The organism is Arthrobacter stackebrandtii (assembly GCF_017876675.1).
In the GTDB taxonomy this organism is placed as follows: domain Bacteria; phylum Actinomycetota; class Actinomycetes; order Actinomycetales; family Micrococcaceae; genus Specibacter; species Specibacter stackebrandtii.
In genome coordinates, this window is the sequence record NZ_JAGIOI010000001.1 from 2,895,541 (window position 1) to 2,912,435 (window position 16,895).

General features: G+C 66.1%; 12 protein-coding genes. 8 read left to right on the forward strand and 4 right to left on the reverse strand.

The window, feature by feature from the left end; genetic code table 11:
* Positions 1 to 25: 25 nt before the first annotated feature.
* The 3 genes from hpf (at position 26) to secA (ending at position 4,856) form a co-directional block, all read left to right on the forward strand.
* The gene (gene hpf / locus JOF48_RS12600; protein WP_209681193.1) at positions 26 to 721 is read left to right on the forward strand and encodes a ribosome hibernation-promoting factor, HPF/YfiA family; all 696 of its coding nucleotides are present in this window, start codon (positions 26 to 28) and stop codon (positions 719 to 721) included.
* Between the two features lie 61 nt (positions 722 to 782).
* Positions 783 to 2,018, forward strand: coding sequence for a winged helix-turn-helix domain-containing protein (locus JOF48_RS12605; protein ID WP_209681195.1), 1,236 nt, complete (start codon positions 783 to 785; stop codon positions 2,016 to 2,018).
* Between the two features lie 66 nt (positions 2,019 to 2,084).
* Positions 2,085 to 4,856, forward strand: a complete 2,772-nt coding sequence (gene secA, locus JOF48_RS12610) for a preprotein translocase subunit SecA (protein WP_209681197.1) — start codon at positions 2,085 to 2,087, stop codon at positions 4,854 to 4,856.
* Between the two features lie 102 nt (positions 4,857 to 4,958).
* Here secA and JOF48_RS12615 read toward each other — a convergent pair whose 3' ends face one another.
* Complete coding sequence (locus tag JOF48_RS12615) at positions 4,959 to 5,564, reverse strand: Rv3235 family protein (protein WP_209681198.1); 606 nt, start codon at positions 5,562 to 5,564, stop codon at positions 4,959 to 4,961.
* 52 nt (positions 5,565 to 5,616) lie between these two features.
* Positions 5,617 to 6,444, reverse strand: a complete 828-nt coding sequence (locus JOF48_RS12620) for a LysM peptidoglycan-binding domain-containing protein (protein WP_209681199.1) — start codon at positions 6,442 to 6,444, stop codon at positions 5,617 to 5,619.
* A 190-nt stretch (positions 6,445 to 6,634) separates the two neighbouring features.
* Between JOF48_RS12620 and JOF48_RS12625 the strand changes: the two genes are divergently transcribed.
* Positions 6,635 to 7,195: a hypothetical protein gene (locus JOF48_RS12625; protein WP_209681200.1), complete on the forward strand. Its 561-nt coding sequence runs from the start codon at positions 6,635 to 6,637 to the stop codon at positions 7,193 to 7,195.
* Here the strand turns inward: JOF48_RS12625 and JOF48_RS12630 are convergent.
* Positions 7,192 to 7,416 (reverse strand): helix-turn-helix domain-containing protein, encoded by a 225-nt coding sequence (locus tag JOF48_RS12630; RefSeq protein ID WP_209681201.1) that lies wholly within the window; start codon positions 7,414 to 7,416, stop codon positions 7,192 to 7,194. The genes JOF48_RS12625 and JOF48_RS12630 overlap by 4 nt on opposite strands.
* A gap of 211 nt (positions 7,417 to 7,627) precedes the next feature.
* Between JOF48_RS12630 and JOF48_RS12635 the strand changes: the two genes are divergently transcribed.
* The 4 genes from JOF48_RS12635 to JOF48_RS12650 all read left to right on the forward strand — a co-directional run bounded on the left by JOF48_RS12635 (position 7,628) and on the right by JOF48_RS12650 (position 16,395).
* Positions 7,628 to 8,269, forward strand: a complete 642-nt coding sequence (locus tag JOF48_RS12635; protein WP_209681202.1) for a CpaB family protein — start codon at positions 7,628 to 7,630, stop codon at positions 8,267 to 8,269.
* A complete protein-coding gene (locus JOF48_RS19655) occupies positions 8,266 to 9,891 on the forward strand; it encodes a CpaE/TadZ family protein (protein ID WP_245346520.1) in 1,626 nt (541 codons plus the stop codon). Before JOF48_RS12635 ends, JOF48_RS19655 begins: the two co-directional genes overlap by 4 nt.
* 56 nt (positions 9,892 to 9,947) lie before the next feature.
* On the forward strand, positions 9,948 to 14,822 hold the full coding sequence (locus tag JOF48_RS12645; RefSeq protein ID WP_209681203.1) for an NAD-glutamate dehydrogenase: 4,875 nt from the start codon (positions 9,948 to 9,950) through the stop codon (positions 14,820 to 14,822).
* Positions 14,823 to 14,916: 94 nt separating this feature from the next.
* On the forward strand, positions 14,917 to 16,395 hold the full coding sequence (locus tag JOF48_RS12650) for a sensor histidine kinase (RefSeq protein ID WP_209681204.1): 1,479 nt from the start codon (positions 14,917 to 14,919) through the stop codon (positions 16,393 to 16,395).
* An 82-nt stretch (positions 16,396 to 16,477) separates the two neighbouring features.
* On the opposite strand, the gene JOF48_RS12655 is transcribed toward JOF48_RS12650, so the two are convergent.
* A complete protein-coding gene (locus JOF48_RS12655; RefSeq protein WP_038469266.1) occupies positions 16,478 to 16,726 on the reverse strand; it encodes a WhiB family transcriptional regulator in 249 nt (82 codons plus the stop codon).
* Between the last annotated feature and the right edge of the window lie 169 nt (positions 16,727 to 16,895).

Below are 16,895 nucleotides of genomic sequence, written 5' to 3' on the forward strand. Positions count from 1 at the left end.
TCACCGAAGATATTTGGAGGGCACCATGGAGTTCATGATCACCGGTCGCAACTTGAGCGTCTCGGACCGATTCCGCGAATACGCTGGCGAGAAGCTCACGAAGATCGAGCAGTTGGCCAACAAGGTCCAGCGCGTCGATGTCAAGGTTTCCAAGGAGAGCAAGTCACGCACAGCAGATGCCCCGCTCACTGTCGAGCTGACGGTCCTGGGCAGGGGCCCGGTGATCCGTGCGGAGGCTGCCGCATCGGACAAGTTTGCTGCTTTTGATCTGGCCTACGGGAAGCTGCTGGAGCGGCTGCGACGGGCCAAGGACAAGAAGAAGGTCCACCACGGACGCCACGCCCCGGTCGCTGTCAACGAGGCCACCGGATCGCTTCCGCCCGTGAGCAGTTCTGAGCCGATCTACGCCCAGAGCGCACCCGAGGCGGTCGAGGAAAAGATGCCGTACGAGATCGAGAACGACATCCCCGCGGGCGACTCTCCCGTGCTCATCCGCCGCAAGGTTTTCCCCGCAACGGCGCTGACCTTGGACGACGCCGTGGACAACATGGAAATGGTTGGCCACGACTTCTACCTGTTCATCGACTCCTCCACCGGTGTCCCGTCCGTGGTGTACCGCCGCAAGGGCTGGACCTACGGGGTCATCTCCCTCGATGACAACCCGGACTCGGCCGAGGAAATCTCCGCCTACCGTTCTCCGGATGAGCCGGCCCGCGTGTAGGACCATCAGTCACGAACGCGGAAACAAGCATCAACAGATACAAGAGTCTAGGAGCAACTGAATGGGTGCAGCGCTGAGCCTCCCGCAGGCAAGGCGCATTGCACTCAAGGCCCAGGGACTAGCAGGAATCCGGCCCGCCCAACCCGTCACAGCACGGGAGGTGGGCCGGATTTTTGCCCAAATCCAGCTGGTTCAGATCGACTCCGTCAACGTACTCTCACGCAGCCACTACCTGCCGTTCTTCTCCCGACTGGGCAGCTACGACACCACGATCGTGGACACGCTGGCCGGTACTGCGCCGCGGAAAATGATGGAGTACTGGGCCCACGAGGCCAGCATGGTCCGGCCCGCCCACTTCAACGACCTGCGCCAATGGCAGAACCGGCGCTGGGTGGGCTCCGACGGCATGGATGCCGGACTGCGGGACCGCCTGGAACAGGATATCCTCACCGTTCTGTCCCGCAGCAGGCCCCTCACCGCCCGCCAGCTGACGGCCCGGATCGGACACGAGGAGACCGTTGCCAAGGATGAGTGGGGCTGGAATTGGAGCGCCGTCAAGCGCACGCTGGAAGGGTTGTTTGAGCGCGGCATTGTCGGCGCGGCCTCCCGCAACGAGCAGTTTGAGCGCCGCTACGCGCTGATTGAAAAGGTTCTCCCGCCCAGGGAGCGCCTGGCCTGCGCCCCGGGTGAAAAAATGGACGACGACGAACGGCGGCTTGCCCTGTCACGGCTCGTCTCAGCTGCCGCCCAGGCGCACGGGATCGGCACGGCACGCTGCTTCGCCGACTACTTCAGGCTTCCCGCCAAGGAGGTCAGCCAGGCGGTGGCGCAACTGACCGCCACCGGGGAGCTGGTTCCGGTGGAGGTTGCCGGATGGGGTGCGCCCACTTACCTGCACGCCTCTGCCACCACTCCGCGGACAGTCTCGGGCCGGGCCCTGCTGAGCCCCTTCGATTCACTGGTGTTTGAACGCCGGCGCCTTGAACAGCTGTTCAATTTCCACTACCGGCTGGAAATCTACACCCCGGAACCCCGGCGAAAGTTCGGATATTACGTGCTGCCGTTTCTGCTGGGCGAGAACATTGTGGCCCGGGTGGACCTGAAGGCCGACCGGCAGAACGGCGTTCTGCTGGTGCGTGGCGCCTTCGCCGAGCCTGGCGCGCCGGCAGGGACCGCATTCCACCTGGCAGCCGAGCTGGGACTCATGGCGAACTGGTTGGGGCTGGGAGGCATCGCGGTGGCGGGGAACGGCGACCTGGCCGCGAAACTGGCGGCGGAAGCTGCGAACTGGCAGTGATCTGTGCATCTTCTCACGTAGACTGAACACGCCACTTTTAGGCAGCAATAGATTGGGAGCAATTTCGTGCCATCACTTCTTGAGCGGGTCCTTCGCACAGGCGATCGCAAGACGCTTAAACGACTCAACGTCCTTGCCGACGCCATCGACTCGCTGGAAGACACCTTCCAGACATTCACCGACGCCGAGCTGCGCGAGGAAACCGACAAGCTCAAGGCGCGCCACGAAGATGGCGAGTTGCTGGATGACCTGCTCCCGGAAGCCTTTGCCGCCGTCCGCGAGGCATCCTCGCGAACCCTGGGCCTGCGCCACTTCCGCGTCCAGCTCATGGGCGGCGCAGCCCTCCACCTCGGCAACATTGCCGAAATGAAGACCGGTGAAGGAAAGACGCTCGTCGCCACCGCGCCGGCCTACCTGAACTCGCTCACCGGCAAGGGCGTGCACGTGGTCACGGTCAACGACTACCTGGCCCAGTACCAGTCGGACCTCATGGGACGCGTGTTCCGTTTCCTTGGCCAAAGCACCGGCTGCATTGTCTCCAACCAGGATTCCGCATACCGCCGGGCACAGTACGCCGCCGACATCACCTACGGCACGAACAACGAATTTGGCTTTGACTACCTGCGCGACAACATGGCGTGGAGCAAGGACGAGCTGGTCCAGCGCGGCCACAATTTCGCCATCGTCGATGAAGTCGACTCCATCCTCATTGATGAGGCCCGCACACCGCTGATCATTTCCGGCCCCGCCTCCGGCGACGCCAACCGCTGGTACGGCGAGTTCGCCAAGGTGGTGCTGCGCCTGAACATTGATGAGGACTACGAGGTCGATGAGAAGAAGCGCACCGTCGGCGTGCTTGAGGACGGCATTGAAAAAGTCGAGGACTACCTTGGCATTTCCAACCTGTACGAATCCGCCAACACGCCCCTGATCGGATTCCTGAACAACGCCATCAAGGCCAAGGAACTGTTCAAGCGCGACAAGGACTACGTCATCATGGACGGCGAAGTCCTCATCGTTGACGAGCACACCGGCCGCATCCTGGCCGGCCGCCGCTACAACGAGGGCATGCACCAGGCCATCGAGGCCAAGGAGGGTGTGGAGATCAAGGCTGAGAACCAGACCTTGGCCACCGTGACCCTGCAGAACTACTTCCGCCTGTACGAGAAGCTCTCCGGCATGACCGGCACCGCCGAGACCGAAGCGGCCGAATTCATGAGCACCTATTCGCTGGGTGTTGTTCCGATCCCCACCAACAAGCCCATGCAGCGCGTGGACCAGGCAGACCTGGTGTACAAGAACGAGGTCGTGAAGTTTGACGCCGTCGTGAAGGACATCGCTGAACGCCACGAGTCCGGGCAGCCGGTCCTGGTGGGCACCACAAGCGTGGAGAAGAGCGAATACCTCTCCAAGAAGCTGGCCGAGGCCGGCGTCAAGCATGAGGTCCTTAACGCCAAGAACCACGCCCGTGAGGCCGCCATCGTGGCCCAGGCAGGCCGCCGCGGCTCCGTCACCGTTGCCACCAACATGGCCGGCCGAGGCACGGACATCATGCTGGGCGGCAATGCCGAGTTCAACGCCGTCGCCGAACTGGCGGCACGCGGTCTGGACCCTGAGGAAAACGCCGAAGAATATGAGGCGGCCTGGGACGAGGCCTTTGAGTCAGCCAAGCTGGCGGTCAAGGACGAGCATGAAGCCGTTCTGGAAGCTGGCGGGCTGTACGTGCTTGGCACCGAACGCCACGAATCCCGCCGTATCGACAACCAGCTCCGCGGCCGCTCCGGCCGCCAGGGCGACCCCGGAGAGTCCCGCTTTTACCTGTCCCTGACGGACGACCTGATGCGGCTGTTCAACTCCGGTGCTGCCGAGCGCCTCATGTCCCGCTCTTCCATGCCGGACGACGTCGCCCTGGAATCCAAGCTGGTGTCCAAGGCCATCGCCTCGGCCCAGGGCCAGGTTGAGGGCCGCAATGCCGAGCAGCGCAAGAACGTCCTGAAATATGACGATGTCCTGAACCGGCAGCGAGAGGCGATCTACAGCGACCGCCGCCGCATCCTGGAAGGCGGGGACCTGCATGAGAAGGTCCAGCACTTCCTGGAGGACACCGTCAATGAAATCATTGACGCCGCGCTGAGCTCCAGCCACGCCGGCGAGTACGACTTCACCACTCTGTGGGGCAACCTGCGCACCATCTACCCCGTCACCGTGACGTTGGATGAGATCGCCGAGGAAGCCGGCGGCGAGGGCCGCATCACCCCGGAACTGCTCAAGACCGAGCTGCTCTCGGATGCCCGCGTGGCCTACCAGGAACGCGAGGCGGCACTGGGTTCGGAAACCATGCGCGAGCTGGAGCGCCGCGTGGTCCTGTCCGTGGTTGGGCGAAAGTGGCAGGAACACCTCTACGAGATGGATTACCTCAAGGAAGGCATCGGCCTGCGTGCCATGGCCCAACGCGACCCGCTCGTGGAGTACCAGCGTGAAGGCTATGAAATGTTCCAGTCAATGATGGCCGGAATCCGCGAGGAAAGCGTGGGCTTCCTGTTCAACCTGGAGGTTGAAGTGGAGAACGCACCGGCCGCCAATGTCGGTGTTGTGGCCGAGCAGCCCGCAGCCCTGATGGACCGGGTCGCCGGTGCCGACGGCGGCCACGAGCACGCGGCTCCGCGGATCACCGCGCCGGGCCTGGAAGCACCGGAAAAGCCGGCCCAGCTCCAGTTCACCGCGCCCGATGCCCAGGGCCAGGCGGAGACGCATGTGGAGCGCCGCAAGACCGACGGCCTGCCGCCGTCGGCCCGCCGCATGGCCAACAAGAACACCAAGAAGAAGAAAAAGCGCTAACACAGGCACGCCCTTGACGGGCAGCCCAAGGGCCCCTCCCCGGTTCGAAATTGAACCCGGGCTGGGGCCCTTGGCGCATCCGACCCGGCCGCACGGACAGGCTCAGCCGACATTCAAAGCCGTCACCTTCCACAGCCCCGTGTGCAGTTCCAGGCGCATGGCGAGGGCCCGGAACCGGTTGGCGTCAGCCATGACAACCGAGGCCTCGTAGATGCCCGGTGCGACGGCGCAGCAGTGGATGGAGTGCACCCGGGGCTGGTGGTGGAGCGTGACAACTGTGCCAGTCTCGGAGCTGCGGTGCCGGAGCTCGGCCTTGCACGCCTCCGCATAGAGACGGGCCCTGGTGGTCAGGGCGGCAATGCACCTGCCGTCCAGCCAGCGGGCCAACTGCTGCACAGAACGAGCACCGCTGAGCGCCTCAAGGACAGCCTGGGCAACCTTCGACGCCATCATCTCCACCACTTCCCGGTCGGCGGATGACGGATCAAGTGAGGACACCTTGCCGGCGGCACGCTTCCGGGCCCGGTTGCGGGGTTGCGCGGCGTTCTCTTCTTCAGCCCGGCCCACCCCGGTCTGGCGCACATGAAGGCCAGGGGGCCGCAGCCTGACGACGTTGCCGCCGGCAGCCTCCCCGAAATCGGGCGGGGTGACGGGCCTGACCACAAGCAGTGTCGGTGCAGTCCCGTCGGATGTGGCTGGGGTGCTCATGTCGTGCTCCTATGCGCTCGTTGCTGGGATGGAATGGCGGTGCTGCTGAAAGTCAGGGGCCGCCCGGTGCCTGCAGGATCTGGCCCGGGTGAATGATGTTGGGGTCGGCTCCGATGGTGTCGCGGTTGGCCCGGTACCATCCTGGCCAGGCCAGGGCCACGTCCACATCGCTGGCATAGGGGCCCAGGGCCTCGGCCACGATGCTCCACAGGCTGTCTCCGCCCTTGACCACCACTTCGAAGGAGCCCGACGGCTGCTGTGCGCCGTCCGACGCCGGAGCCTGGGTTGGGCCGGCAGCCTCGCCGACGCTTTGGGTGCCACGGTGCCCGGGGCTGATGAGCATGCCGGGCGCGGTTTCGGCCGTGGTGGGCACCCACCGGGGCGACACTGCCTCCGAGCTGTCCGGGGGCAGGACGCCGGGCGCGGCTGCAGCCCCCGCGCCACCGCCGGATGCGCCGCCGCCCGCTTCGACGGGGGCCGCGGCCACAGTTCCTGGGTGCCAGAGCGGGTCGACTGCGGGGGATTCGGCCGCGACGGCCATGGGCGCGGCCAACAGGTTCAGGCCCAGCACGGCGGCCACAAGGCGGCGCATGAAGGCCGGTGCAAATGCGCTGCTGGCCCGGGCCAGCCGGACTGCGCCCAGCTGCTGGGCGACGGCGGACACCAGTGCGCAGGCCAGGGCCAAAAGCCACCAGCACAACAGGGCAATTCCGGCGCCTGCCGCCGCCACGGCCAGCAGCTCCTGCAGGCCCAGCGCCGAGCCCGCACCGGGGCTGTTCCAGCGCAGCCTCAGAATCGCCCCGCCGCTGAACACCAGCGAACCACCCAAGGCCAGGATGGCTGCCCCCAGGGCCGCATCCGCCAACATCTGCCGTTTCATCAGGCTCTCCCTTGAGACTGTCCCATTTGATGCTGTTTGACATCATTTGATCTTGATTGAATGTCTATAACACAGTTTGGACCCGTATCATGGCGCCTGTCCATAGCAAGCAATGAGAATGTGGATAAGTCCGGCGGCGGCCGCGGCAGGCGGTGTTGACGGCCGGGCTCCCTGCGCCTAGCGTGGCGCCATGCGATGGGAACAGCTGTTTGCCGACCTTGAGGCCCAGCTGCACGCCGCCTCACAGCAGGAATTGGAGCAGCGGGTCAACGAGCTGGCGCGCATTGAAGATGCCCGGCAGACCTTGGGCGAGGCGCTGCGGGGAGCCCTGGGGCAGGCGGTTCAGCTGGTCATGCGCAACGGTGCGGCCTTCCACGGGATCCTGGCCAAGGTGGAATGTGACTGGCTGCTGCTGCGGGAGGGTGAACGCTCCGTGATACTGCCGATGGGGCACATCCAGCGGGTCCACGGGCTCGGCTCCCGGCGTGCCGGTCCGCCGACGTCCGTCCCCTTCACCCTCGCCGCGGCCCTGCGCATCCTGGCGCGGAACCGGGCCATGGTGGCGCTCGAGCTGGATGGCGTCCGGAACCCTGTGCTGCGCGGGGTCCTGGACCAGGTGGGCGCGGACTTCGTGCAGATCATGCAGCTGTCCGACGGCGTGGGCCGGGACAGTGAAAACCGGCAGGGCACCGCTGTGGTGCCGTTTGCGTCGCTCGTGGCGGTGACATCCTCGCCGGAAAACGAGTTTTAGTCGGTGGCGGCGGGCGCCTGGTTGTCGGCGGCGAGCATGGCGCGGGCCGCGGCGTGGCGGTCCTCGATGAACTGCTCAAACTTTGCGGCATCCACGCGCCACTGCCCGCGTCCGCCGATCTGGAAGGCGGGGAGTTCACCGCTGTGGACCAGTGCGTAGCAGGCAGCTGCGGAGATCTGCAGCTGTTCGGCGACGTCGGCCAGTGTCAGGAATCTAGGCATGTATCCATTATCCACCCTTTGACCTTGTTTGACCGGCTTGGGTCTTGATATCCACAGGCAAAGTTGTCCACAGATGTGCAACTGTTTGGCAGGTGGGGGTTACAACGGCGGACGATCGGCGGTACAAATGGTAGACGGCTGCAACATCTCCAGCGTGCCGCCGCCACACGCGGATGCCGGATGCGGCGAAAGGTCCCATAGGGGAGGAACCATGTCGATGGACGTTCAGGGCCCGGCACCGCGCCTGGCCAAGCCCTCGTGGAAGGACCCCCGGCTGCTCATCGGCATCCTGATGGTCCTGGCCTCCGTAGCGGGCGTCGTGGCGCTGGTGGGCAACGCCGGCAAGACCACCGCCATGTATGCGGCGAAGGATGCCATCGTGGTGGGGCAGCCGATCACGGCCGATTCCTTCAAAGTGGTCCAGGTGCAGCTGGGAGAAGTGGACGGGGAATACCTGGACCCCCGGGCGGGCCTGAAGGAGAACTCCGTTGCCGTGCGCATGGTGCCGAAAGGCGAATTGGTGCCGCGGTCCAGCATTGGCAGCACCGACGCCCTCGACCGCAAGCCCGTCTCGGTGCAGGTTGATGAACCGCTGCCCAAGGAGGTGGTCCCCGGAACCCATGTCGATGTCTGGGTCGCGCTGCCGGATGACCGCAACGGCTTCAAGGATCCGGTCCTGATGCTTCCCGGCGCCGAGGTTGCCGCCCTTAACGTGGCCTCCACGTCACTGGGCTCCGGCCGGAACACCCAGATCATGGTCTTGGCCACCGACAGGCAGCTGCCGGAATTCCTCGGCGCGGTGGCCAACGAGGCCAAGGTGTCGGTGGTGTGGAACCCGGCGGCCGCCCGATGAATGCCGTGACCGTGGTGTCTGTCGGCGAAACCCCGACAGGGGTCATTGCCGCACTCGCGGGCCGGCGCGACACCGTCCAGGTGGTGCGCAGGTGCCCCGCCCTGGACGAGCTCCTTGCCGCCTGCCAGAGCGGTCTTGCCCAGGTCGCCGTGGTGGCCGAGGGCGCCGGGGAGCTGACAGCCACGCTGATCGACAGGTTGACGGCCGTCGGCGTCAGCGTCGTCGCAGTTGCCGGTTCGGCCGCCGAGGCGGCCCGGTTGAAGGGGCTTGGCGCACACCCGGTGTCCGCCCAGGCGACCCCGGAGGCACTGGCCGCGGCTGTCCGCGCGGCCGTCGAGGGGCGCCGGCATCCAGGGTCCGCTGGATTCGCCGTCCCGGCCGCCGCCGGTGCCGGATCCGGGCACGACGGCGGAGCGCCGGTTGCGCAGCCATCGGCGGCCGGGGCAGAGGCCGGCCGGGCAGACGCACCGGCACGAAAGCCCCGGCTGGGACGCAGGGACAAGGCTGCGTCCCGGCACATCCGGGGCGGCAGCCCGCAAGGTCCACTCCCGCACCCACCGGGCGGGCAGGCGCCGGCCGCTGCCGGGCAAGGGGCCAGGGACGCAGGCGGTGACGGCGCCCCCGACAGCCCGAATCCTGGTCCAATCACGGCCACTCCCGGCAGTCCGGCCCCCGGTGGATCTGCGACTCCCGGCGATGCCGCGGCACCCCCTGCGGCAGCTGCCGAAACCGGCGGCGGCCGCCCCGGGGCAGGGGACCGGGCACCGGGGCGGATCGTGGCCGTGTGGGGGCCTATCGGCTCGCCCGGGCGCACCACGGTGGCCATGAATTTGGCTGCAGAGGAGGCGGCCGCCGGCCGCAGCGTCATGCTCATCGATGCGGACAGCTACGGGGCCAGCATCGCGGCGTCGCTGGGCCTGCTGGACGAGTCGGCATCCTTTGCCCAGGCCTGCCGGTCCGCCGATCAGGGCGCCCTCACCACGGCCCGGCTGGCGAAGACTGCCACACAGCTGGTGTTCAAGGGAGGGGCGTTGTCGTTGCTGACCGGATTGACGAGGGCCGACCGATGGCCCGAACTGCGGGCGGCCGCCGTCGAACGTGTGCTGAAAACCGCGCGGGAACTGGCGGGGCTGGTGGTGGTCGATTGCGGTTTTGCCCTGGAAGACGACGAGGAGCTCAGCTACGACACTGTTGCGCCGCGCCGCAACGCAGCCACCCTGGCGGTGCTGGCGCAGGCGGACCAGGTGGTCGCCGTGGGCAGCGGGGATCCCGTCGGCATCCCCCGGCTCATCCGCGGGCTGGACGAACTCACGCGCCGGCTGCCCGGCAAGGAGATCGCTGTGGTGGTGAACAAGGTGCGGCGCAGGGCCGTCGGCGGCGCACCGGAGAAGGCGCTGGCGCAGGCGTGGGAGAGGTTCGGTCCGGCGCAGCCCATCAGCCATTTCCTGCCCTGGGACCAGGAGCTCGTGGACAAGGCGCTGCTGGAGGGCAGGCTGCTGCTGGAGCTTTCACCCGACGCGCCGCTGCGCCGTGCCATCGCCGGCATTGGTTGTGCAGTTGGCCAACAAAAGCAGTCAAGTGCTGTGTCAAGCCCCACAGCAGAGCCGCTCCTTCGGGGCTAGGCTCAGAAGAAGACCGCAAAGAGGCGGTCTTAACTCTTTGACGGAGGCGCTAATTCATGTCATCGCACACACCCACCCACGAGCCTGAGCAGGATCAAGCCCGGTTTGGCGGCCAGTCATTTCTGGATGACTACTTTGTGCAATTATCCGAAGAAGACGCAGCGAGCTACGATTCCGCTCTGCTGAAGTCCCGGGCGTTTGCGCACCAAAAACTTGCCGAACACCGCACCCCGGGCCAGGCCCGCATGGAAGTGCTGGACGAGCCCGATGCCAGCGTCGTGTACATCATCACCGACGACATGCCGTTCCTCGTTGACTCTGTCAGCGCCGAACTGGTGCGGCAGAACCTGGCCATCCACCTCGTCACCCACCCCGTCTTTGTGGTGTCCCGCGACAAGTCCACGAACGTGCTGACCTCCGTGACAAAGGTTCCCTCGCATGCCGGTGTGGCCAGCGGCGACACCTCGGCCATGCCCAACATCGCCCACCTGCTCGGCGACGGCGACAACAAGTCCTGCCTCGAGTCCTGGATCGCCATTGAAATTCCCCGCATCAACGACGCCGCGAAGGACGAGCTCCTCACAGGGCTGGCACGGGTCCTGGGCAACGTGCGCGCTGCGGTGGAAGACTGGCCGGCAATGCGTGAAAAGGCACTGAGCCGGGCCGAGATCCTGGCCACCGTCCTGGCGGGGGAGGACCTCGTTGACCTGCGCGAGGCCGAAGACCTGCTGCACTGGATGGAAGCGGACAACTTCACCTTCCTCGGCTACCGCGAGTACGACCTTGACAAGCGCGACGGCGAGGACGTCCTCGTCAACCGTGAAGGCAGCGGGCTCGGCCTGCTCCGCGACGGCTCAAACCACCCCACCGTCCAGCACCTGACCAGCACGGGCCGCAAGAAGGCCCGGGAAAAACGCGTCTTGGTCATCACCAAGGCCAACTCCCGCTCCACCGTGCACCGTGGAGCCTATCTGGACTACATCGGCGTCAAGTCCTTCGATTCCCAGGGCAACGTCAACGGTGAGCAGCGCTTCATCGGCCTGTTCTCCTCCGCGGTGTACACCGGTTCCGTGCGCAACATCCCCGTGGTGCGCGAGAAAGTTGATGCGGTCCTGCGCCACTTCGGCTTCCCGCCCAACTCGCACTCGGGCAAGGACCTCTTCGCCGTGCTTGAGACGTACCCGCGCGACGAACTGTTCCAGATCGAGGTTGCCGACCTCATCGAGATCGCCAGCGGCATCCTCAGGCTGGCCGAGCGCCGCCGGACCCGGCTGTTCCTGCGCCCCGACATCTACGGCCGCTTCATGTCGGCCCTGGTCTACATCCCCCGCGACCGGTACACCACGGCCGTGCGGCACCGCATCGAGGAGGAGCTGACCCGCACGTTCAGTGCCGTCTCCATCGACTTTGAGGCGCGCATGAGCGAATCTGCGCTGGCCCGCCTGTTCTTCCGCATCCGGCTGCCCAAGGATTACATCGTTCCCGCCGACCTCCACGCCGCCGAGCTGCAGGACCGGCTGGTCCGGGCCGCACGGTCGTGGCCGGAAGGGATCGAGAAGGTGCTGCGCGACTCCATGCCCCGCGAGCAGGCCGAACGGCTGGTGGCCAAATGGGCCGAAGCGTTCCCGGCCGGCTACCGGGTGGACTTCGAGGTTGAGGATGCGCTGGGCGACATCCGCCGCTTCGAGGACTTCGACGCCGCCTACAAGCAGACGCTGTCCTCGGGGCTCGGCCCCGAACAGTGCGCCCCCGGCATGCAGGTGTACGTGCCCGAAGGTGTGGGGGACGCCCTGGAAGAGGACGCCCGCGTCAAGCTGTACATGGCCCACCCGGAGAGCCTGAGCAAGATCCTGCCGTTCTTCCACAACCTCGGCATCGAGGTCCTGGACGAGCGTCCCTTCGAGATCGAAACCGCGGACAAGCGCGACTTCTTCCTGTACGACCTCGGCCTGAAATACCCCGCCGGCGTGGACCCCCTGGCGACGGCGGAGCTGCTCACCGAGGCGTTTGGCGCCGCCATCACCGGACTCAGCGAGTCCGACAACTTTGACCGCCTGGTGCTCAGCGAGGGCATGCACGCACGGCAGATCGTGATCCTGCGCGCCTACGCCAAGTACATGCGCCAGATGGGCAACACCAACTCCTTCGGCTTCATTGCCGAGACGCTGCTGCACAACGTGGCCGTAACCCGCGGGCTGGTGGAACTCTTTGAGGCCCGCTTCAGCCCGGCCGTGGCCGAGGGCGTCCGCGAGGGGATGCAAGCCGAGGTGCACGAACGCCTCAACGCCGCACTGGAAAACGTGCCCACGCTCGATGCCGACAGGATACTGCGCACCTTCACCAACCTGGTGGATGCCACCCTGCGCACCAACTACTACCAGGGCCACGACTACCTCAGCTTCAAGCTGGACCCGGCCTCGATCGCCGGCCTGCCGGCACCCAGACCCATGTTTGAAATCTGGGTCTACTCCCCGCGCGTCGAGGGCACACACCTGCGCTTTGGCAAGGTGGCCCGCGGCGGTCTGCGCTGGTCGGACCGCCGTGAGGATTTCCGCACCGAGGTGCTGGGCCTGGTCAAGGCCCAGACCGTCAAGAACGCCGTCATCGTGCCCACCGGTGCCAAGGGCGGTTTCTTCGCCAAGCAACTGCCCAACCCGGCCGTTGACCGCGGCGCCTGGATCGAGGAGGGCCGCGAAAGCTACAAGACCTTCATCCGGGGCCTGCTGGACGTGACCGACAACCTCGTCGCCACCCCCGAAGGGGAGATCGTGGTGCCGCCGGCCGGCGTCGTCCGCCACGACGGCGACGACAGCTACATGGTGGTGGCAGCAGACAAGGGCACCGCATCCTTCTCCGACACCGCCAACGCCATCTCCGCGGAGTACGGCTTCTGGCTGGGTGACGCCTTCGCCTCCGGTGGCTCGGTGGGCTATGACCACAAGGCCATGGGCATCACGGCCCGCGGCGCCTGGGAGTCCGTCAAGCGCCACTTCAGCGAGTTCGACGTCGACACGCAGACCCAGGAGTTCTCGGCGGTTGGCGTCGGGGACATGTCGGGTGACGTGTTTGGCAACGGCCTGCTGCGCACCCGCCATGTGCGCCTGGTCGCCGCCTTCGACCACCGGGACATCTTCCTTGACCCAAACCCGGTTCCCGGTGTGGCCTTTGACGAGCGCCAGCGACTGTACGACCTCCCGCGGTCCTCATGGGCCGACTACAACAAGGACTTGATCAGCGAAGGCGGCGGCGTGTACTCGCGCTCCCTGAAGTCGATCCCCATCACCCCCCAGGTGCGGGCCGTCCTCGGCCTGCCGGAGGGGACCGAGAGGCTCAGCCCGCCGGAACTGCTCCGCGCGGTCCTACTGGCCCCGGCCGACCTGCTCTACAACGGCGGCATCGGCACCTACATCAAGGCCAGCACCGAGACCAACGCCTCGGTGGGCGACAAGGCCAACGACGCCATCAGGGTGGACGGTGCAGACCTGCGCGTGAAGATCATCGGTGAGGGCGGAAACCTCGGCATGACCCAGCGCGGGCGCGTCGAGGCGGCCCTGCACGGGGTCATCCTGAACACGGACGCCATCGACAACTCGGCAGGCGTGGACTGCTCCGACCATGAAGTCAATATCAAGATCTTCGTTGACCGGATGGTTGCCGCCGGGAAGCTCAAAACGACCGAGCGCACCGACTTCCTTATGTCCATGACCGACGAGATCGGGCAGCTGGTCCTGGAAGACAACATTGAGCAGAACATCCTGCTGCTCAACGACCGCCAGCGCGCCGTCGAATGGAGCCCCAGCTATGAACGCTTCATGGACTGGCTCGAAGAGCACGCCGACCTGGACCGGGAACTGGAGGCGCTGCCCAACAACGAGGAACTGGCCCAGCGCCTGGCCACCGGGCAGGGGCTCACATCACCGGAACTGGCCGTCCTGCTGGCCTACGCCAAGATGGAACTGGCCGCGGCGCTGAGCGCCAGCGACCTCGCCGACGACCCCTGGTTCAAGGGCACGCTGCGGCGATACTTCCCCACGGAAGTCGCCCAGCGCTTCGATGCCGAGCTGGACACCCACCCGCTGCGCAAGGAAATCATTGCCACAGTCGTTGCCAACGACATGGTCAACCTGGGCGGCATCACCTTCGCCTTCCGCGCCATGGAGGAATCCTCGGCGGGCGAGGTGGTGGTGGCCAAGGCTTTCGTGGCGCTGCATGAGATCTTCGACTTTGGCTCCATGACGGCGGCGCTGCGTGAACTGCCGCCAAGCTTCCCCACCGAGCAGTGGTGCGCCGTCAACCTGGACATGCGCCGGCTCCTGGACCGGGCCGTCCGCTGGCTCATCAACGAAGGCATGGGCACCCAGGGAATCGAAGACGTGGTCAACCGCTTCAGGCCGGTGGTCTCCTCGCTGTCCGGTCACATGGGCGACTTCTTCCAGGGCCAGGACGTGCAGCGCGTCGCCGCCTGGTACGCCGAGGCCAACTCGTACAACATGCCGCCCGCCCTGGGCCGGCGCTGGGCCGAGCTCTTTGAAACCTTCCCGCTGCTGGACGTGGCGAAAGTCAACGAAACCCTGGACGAGCCCCTCGACGACGTGGCAGGGGTGTACTACGCCATCTACAACCGCTACGGCGTTGACACGCTCCTGGAACGGATCACGGGGCTGCCGCGCAACGACCGGTGGCAGGCCCTGGCCCGTGCCGCGCTGCGCGACGACCTCTACGCCACGGTTGCGGACATGACACGAAACGTCATGGACAGCACCGGGGCAGGCACGCCCGGCATGGAGCGGATTGAGGCCTGGGAAGGCCAGAACCGCGACCAGCTGGACCGTGCGGTGCGCATGTTTGCCGAGGTCAACGAGCTTGAACAAGACGACATGGCATCCTTGTCGGTAGCATTGAGGCTCCTGCGTTCAATCGTGCGGCGCTAACCCGCCGCACCCTGTGCCGTTGCAACCGCGCGGTTGCAACTGTTTGAGCGGCACCCGCCCCGGCGGGTGCCGCCACCTCTTCTAAGGAGCCTGCATGGCAATTTTTGCCGACATGATCAGGGAAAGCTCGGGCCTTGGCCCCGGCGACGCCGAATGGCTGCACCTTTTGGTGGGGGACTGGCAGATGATTGCCGATCTCGCCTTTGCAGACCTGGTCCTGTGGTTCCCTGCCGAGGACGAGCGGGGGTATGTCGCCCTGGCCCACGTGCGGCCCTCCACCTCACACACCCTGTTCCACGCCGACTTCGTGGGCGACGCCATCTCCCCGGAGCTGGCTCCGCTGGTGGGCGCCGCCTGGGCCAACCAGAAGATCGAGCGGTCCAACGAGACCAAGATCTGGAACTCGGACGTGGCCATGCGGGTCGAGGCGATCCCCATGGTCCGCAACGGCCGCACACTGGCCGTGATCACCACCCACATGGACCTGTCCAGCTCCCGCATGCCGTCCCGGCTGGAGCTGACGTACCGCCAGTGCGCCTACGACCTGCTGAAAATGGGGACACTGGGCCTCTGGCCCGACTTTGCCTCGCCCACCGGCTCACGCAGGGGCGCCCCCCGCGTCGGTGACGGGCTGCTGCGCCTTGATGTTGACGGGATTGTGCAGTACGCCAGCCCCAACGGCGTCTCCGCCTTCCGCCGCCTGGGCGACGGCGAATCCCTCGAGGGCCGCTCGCTGGCCGAGGTCACCACGGGCCTGCTCAAGGACCGGCGCATGGTGGACGAATCCCTGCCGCTGGTGGTCACGGGACGCATGCCGTGGCGCACCGAGATTGAGTCCCGCGGCGTCAGCCTGTCGCTGCGCGCCATCCCGCTGCGCGACGGCACTGAACGCTTCGGCGCGCTGGTGCTGTGCCGCGACGTGTCCGAGCTGCGCCGCCGGGAACAGGAACTGGTCACCAAGGATGCCACGATCCGCGAGATCCACCACCGGGTCAAGAACAACCTGCAAACGGTGGCGGCACTGCTGCGCATGCAGTCGCGGCGCATGCACAGCGAGGAAGGCAAGCAGGGGCTGGAACAGGCCATGCGGCGCGTGGCCACCATTGCCCTGGTCCACGAGACACTGTCCCAGGGCCTGGCTCAAAATGTTGACTTTGACGAGCTGATCGACCGGCAGTTCCGGCTCTCGGCCGAGGTGGCGTCCCCGTCGCAGCGGGTCAGCACCGAGCGTGAGGGAGCCTTCGGGGAACTGCCCAGCGACTTCGCAACCCCGCTGGCACTGGTCATCAACGAACTGGTGACCAACGCCGTCGAGCACGGACTGCAGGACCGTGAGGGGACGGTGGGGCTGACTGCCAAGCGCTACAAGAACAGCTCAGGCGACGATGCCCTGACCGTCTCCATCTCGGACGACGGCGTGGGCCTGCCCCAGGGGCACATCGCGGAGGGGCTGGGCCTGCAGATTGTGCGGACCCTGGTCACGAGCGAGCTGGGCGGCAGCATCGAATGGTCGCCGCGCGAGGGTGGCGGCACCGTGGTCACGCTCCACATGGCCCTCATTGCCCGGCATTAAAAAACTGACCCGCCGAAACCCCGAAATTCACGGATTGTCCGTGAAGACGGTGTTTCTGCGGGTCAGTTAAGTATGAAGCAGATCAGCTGGCGCGGCGGGCGCGGGCTGCGCGGCGCTTCATGGCGCGGCGTTCGTCCTCGCTGAGGCCGCCCCAGACGCCTGCGTCCTGTCCGGATTCAATGGCCCACTTCAAGCAGGTGTCGATCACGGGGCAGCGACGGCAGACGCTTTTTGCTTCCTCGATCTGCAGCAGGGCCGGGCCAGTGTTTCCGACGGGGAAAAACAATTCCGGGTCCTTGTCGAGGCAGGCTGCGCGACTACGCCAGTCCATGCTGATCATCACTCCTTTTAGAACGGGAGGCAACTTGTGAAATAATTCACGTTAGGCCACATAAGAAAGGGCCCGTAACGCGGGCCCGGTAGGTCATTGCGTTAAGCGTGTCATGTTAACTCTGTGTAAACAAGAGGTTGGGGCGGAAAGATTGGTGCAAAGCCGTGAG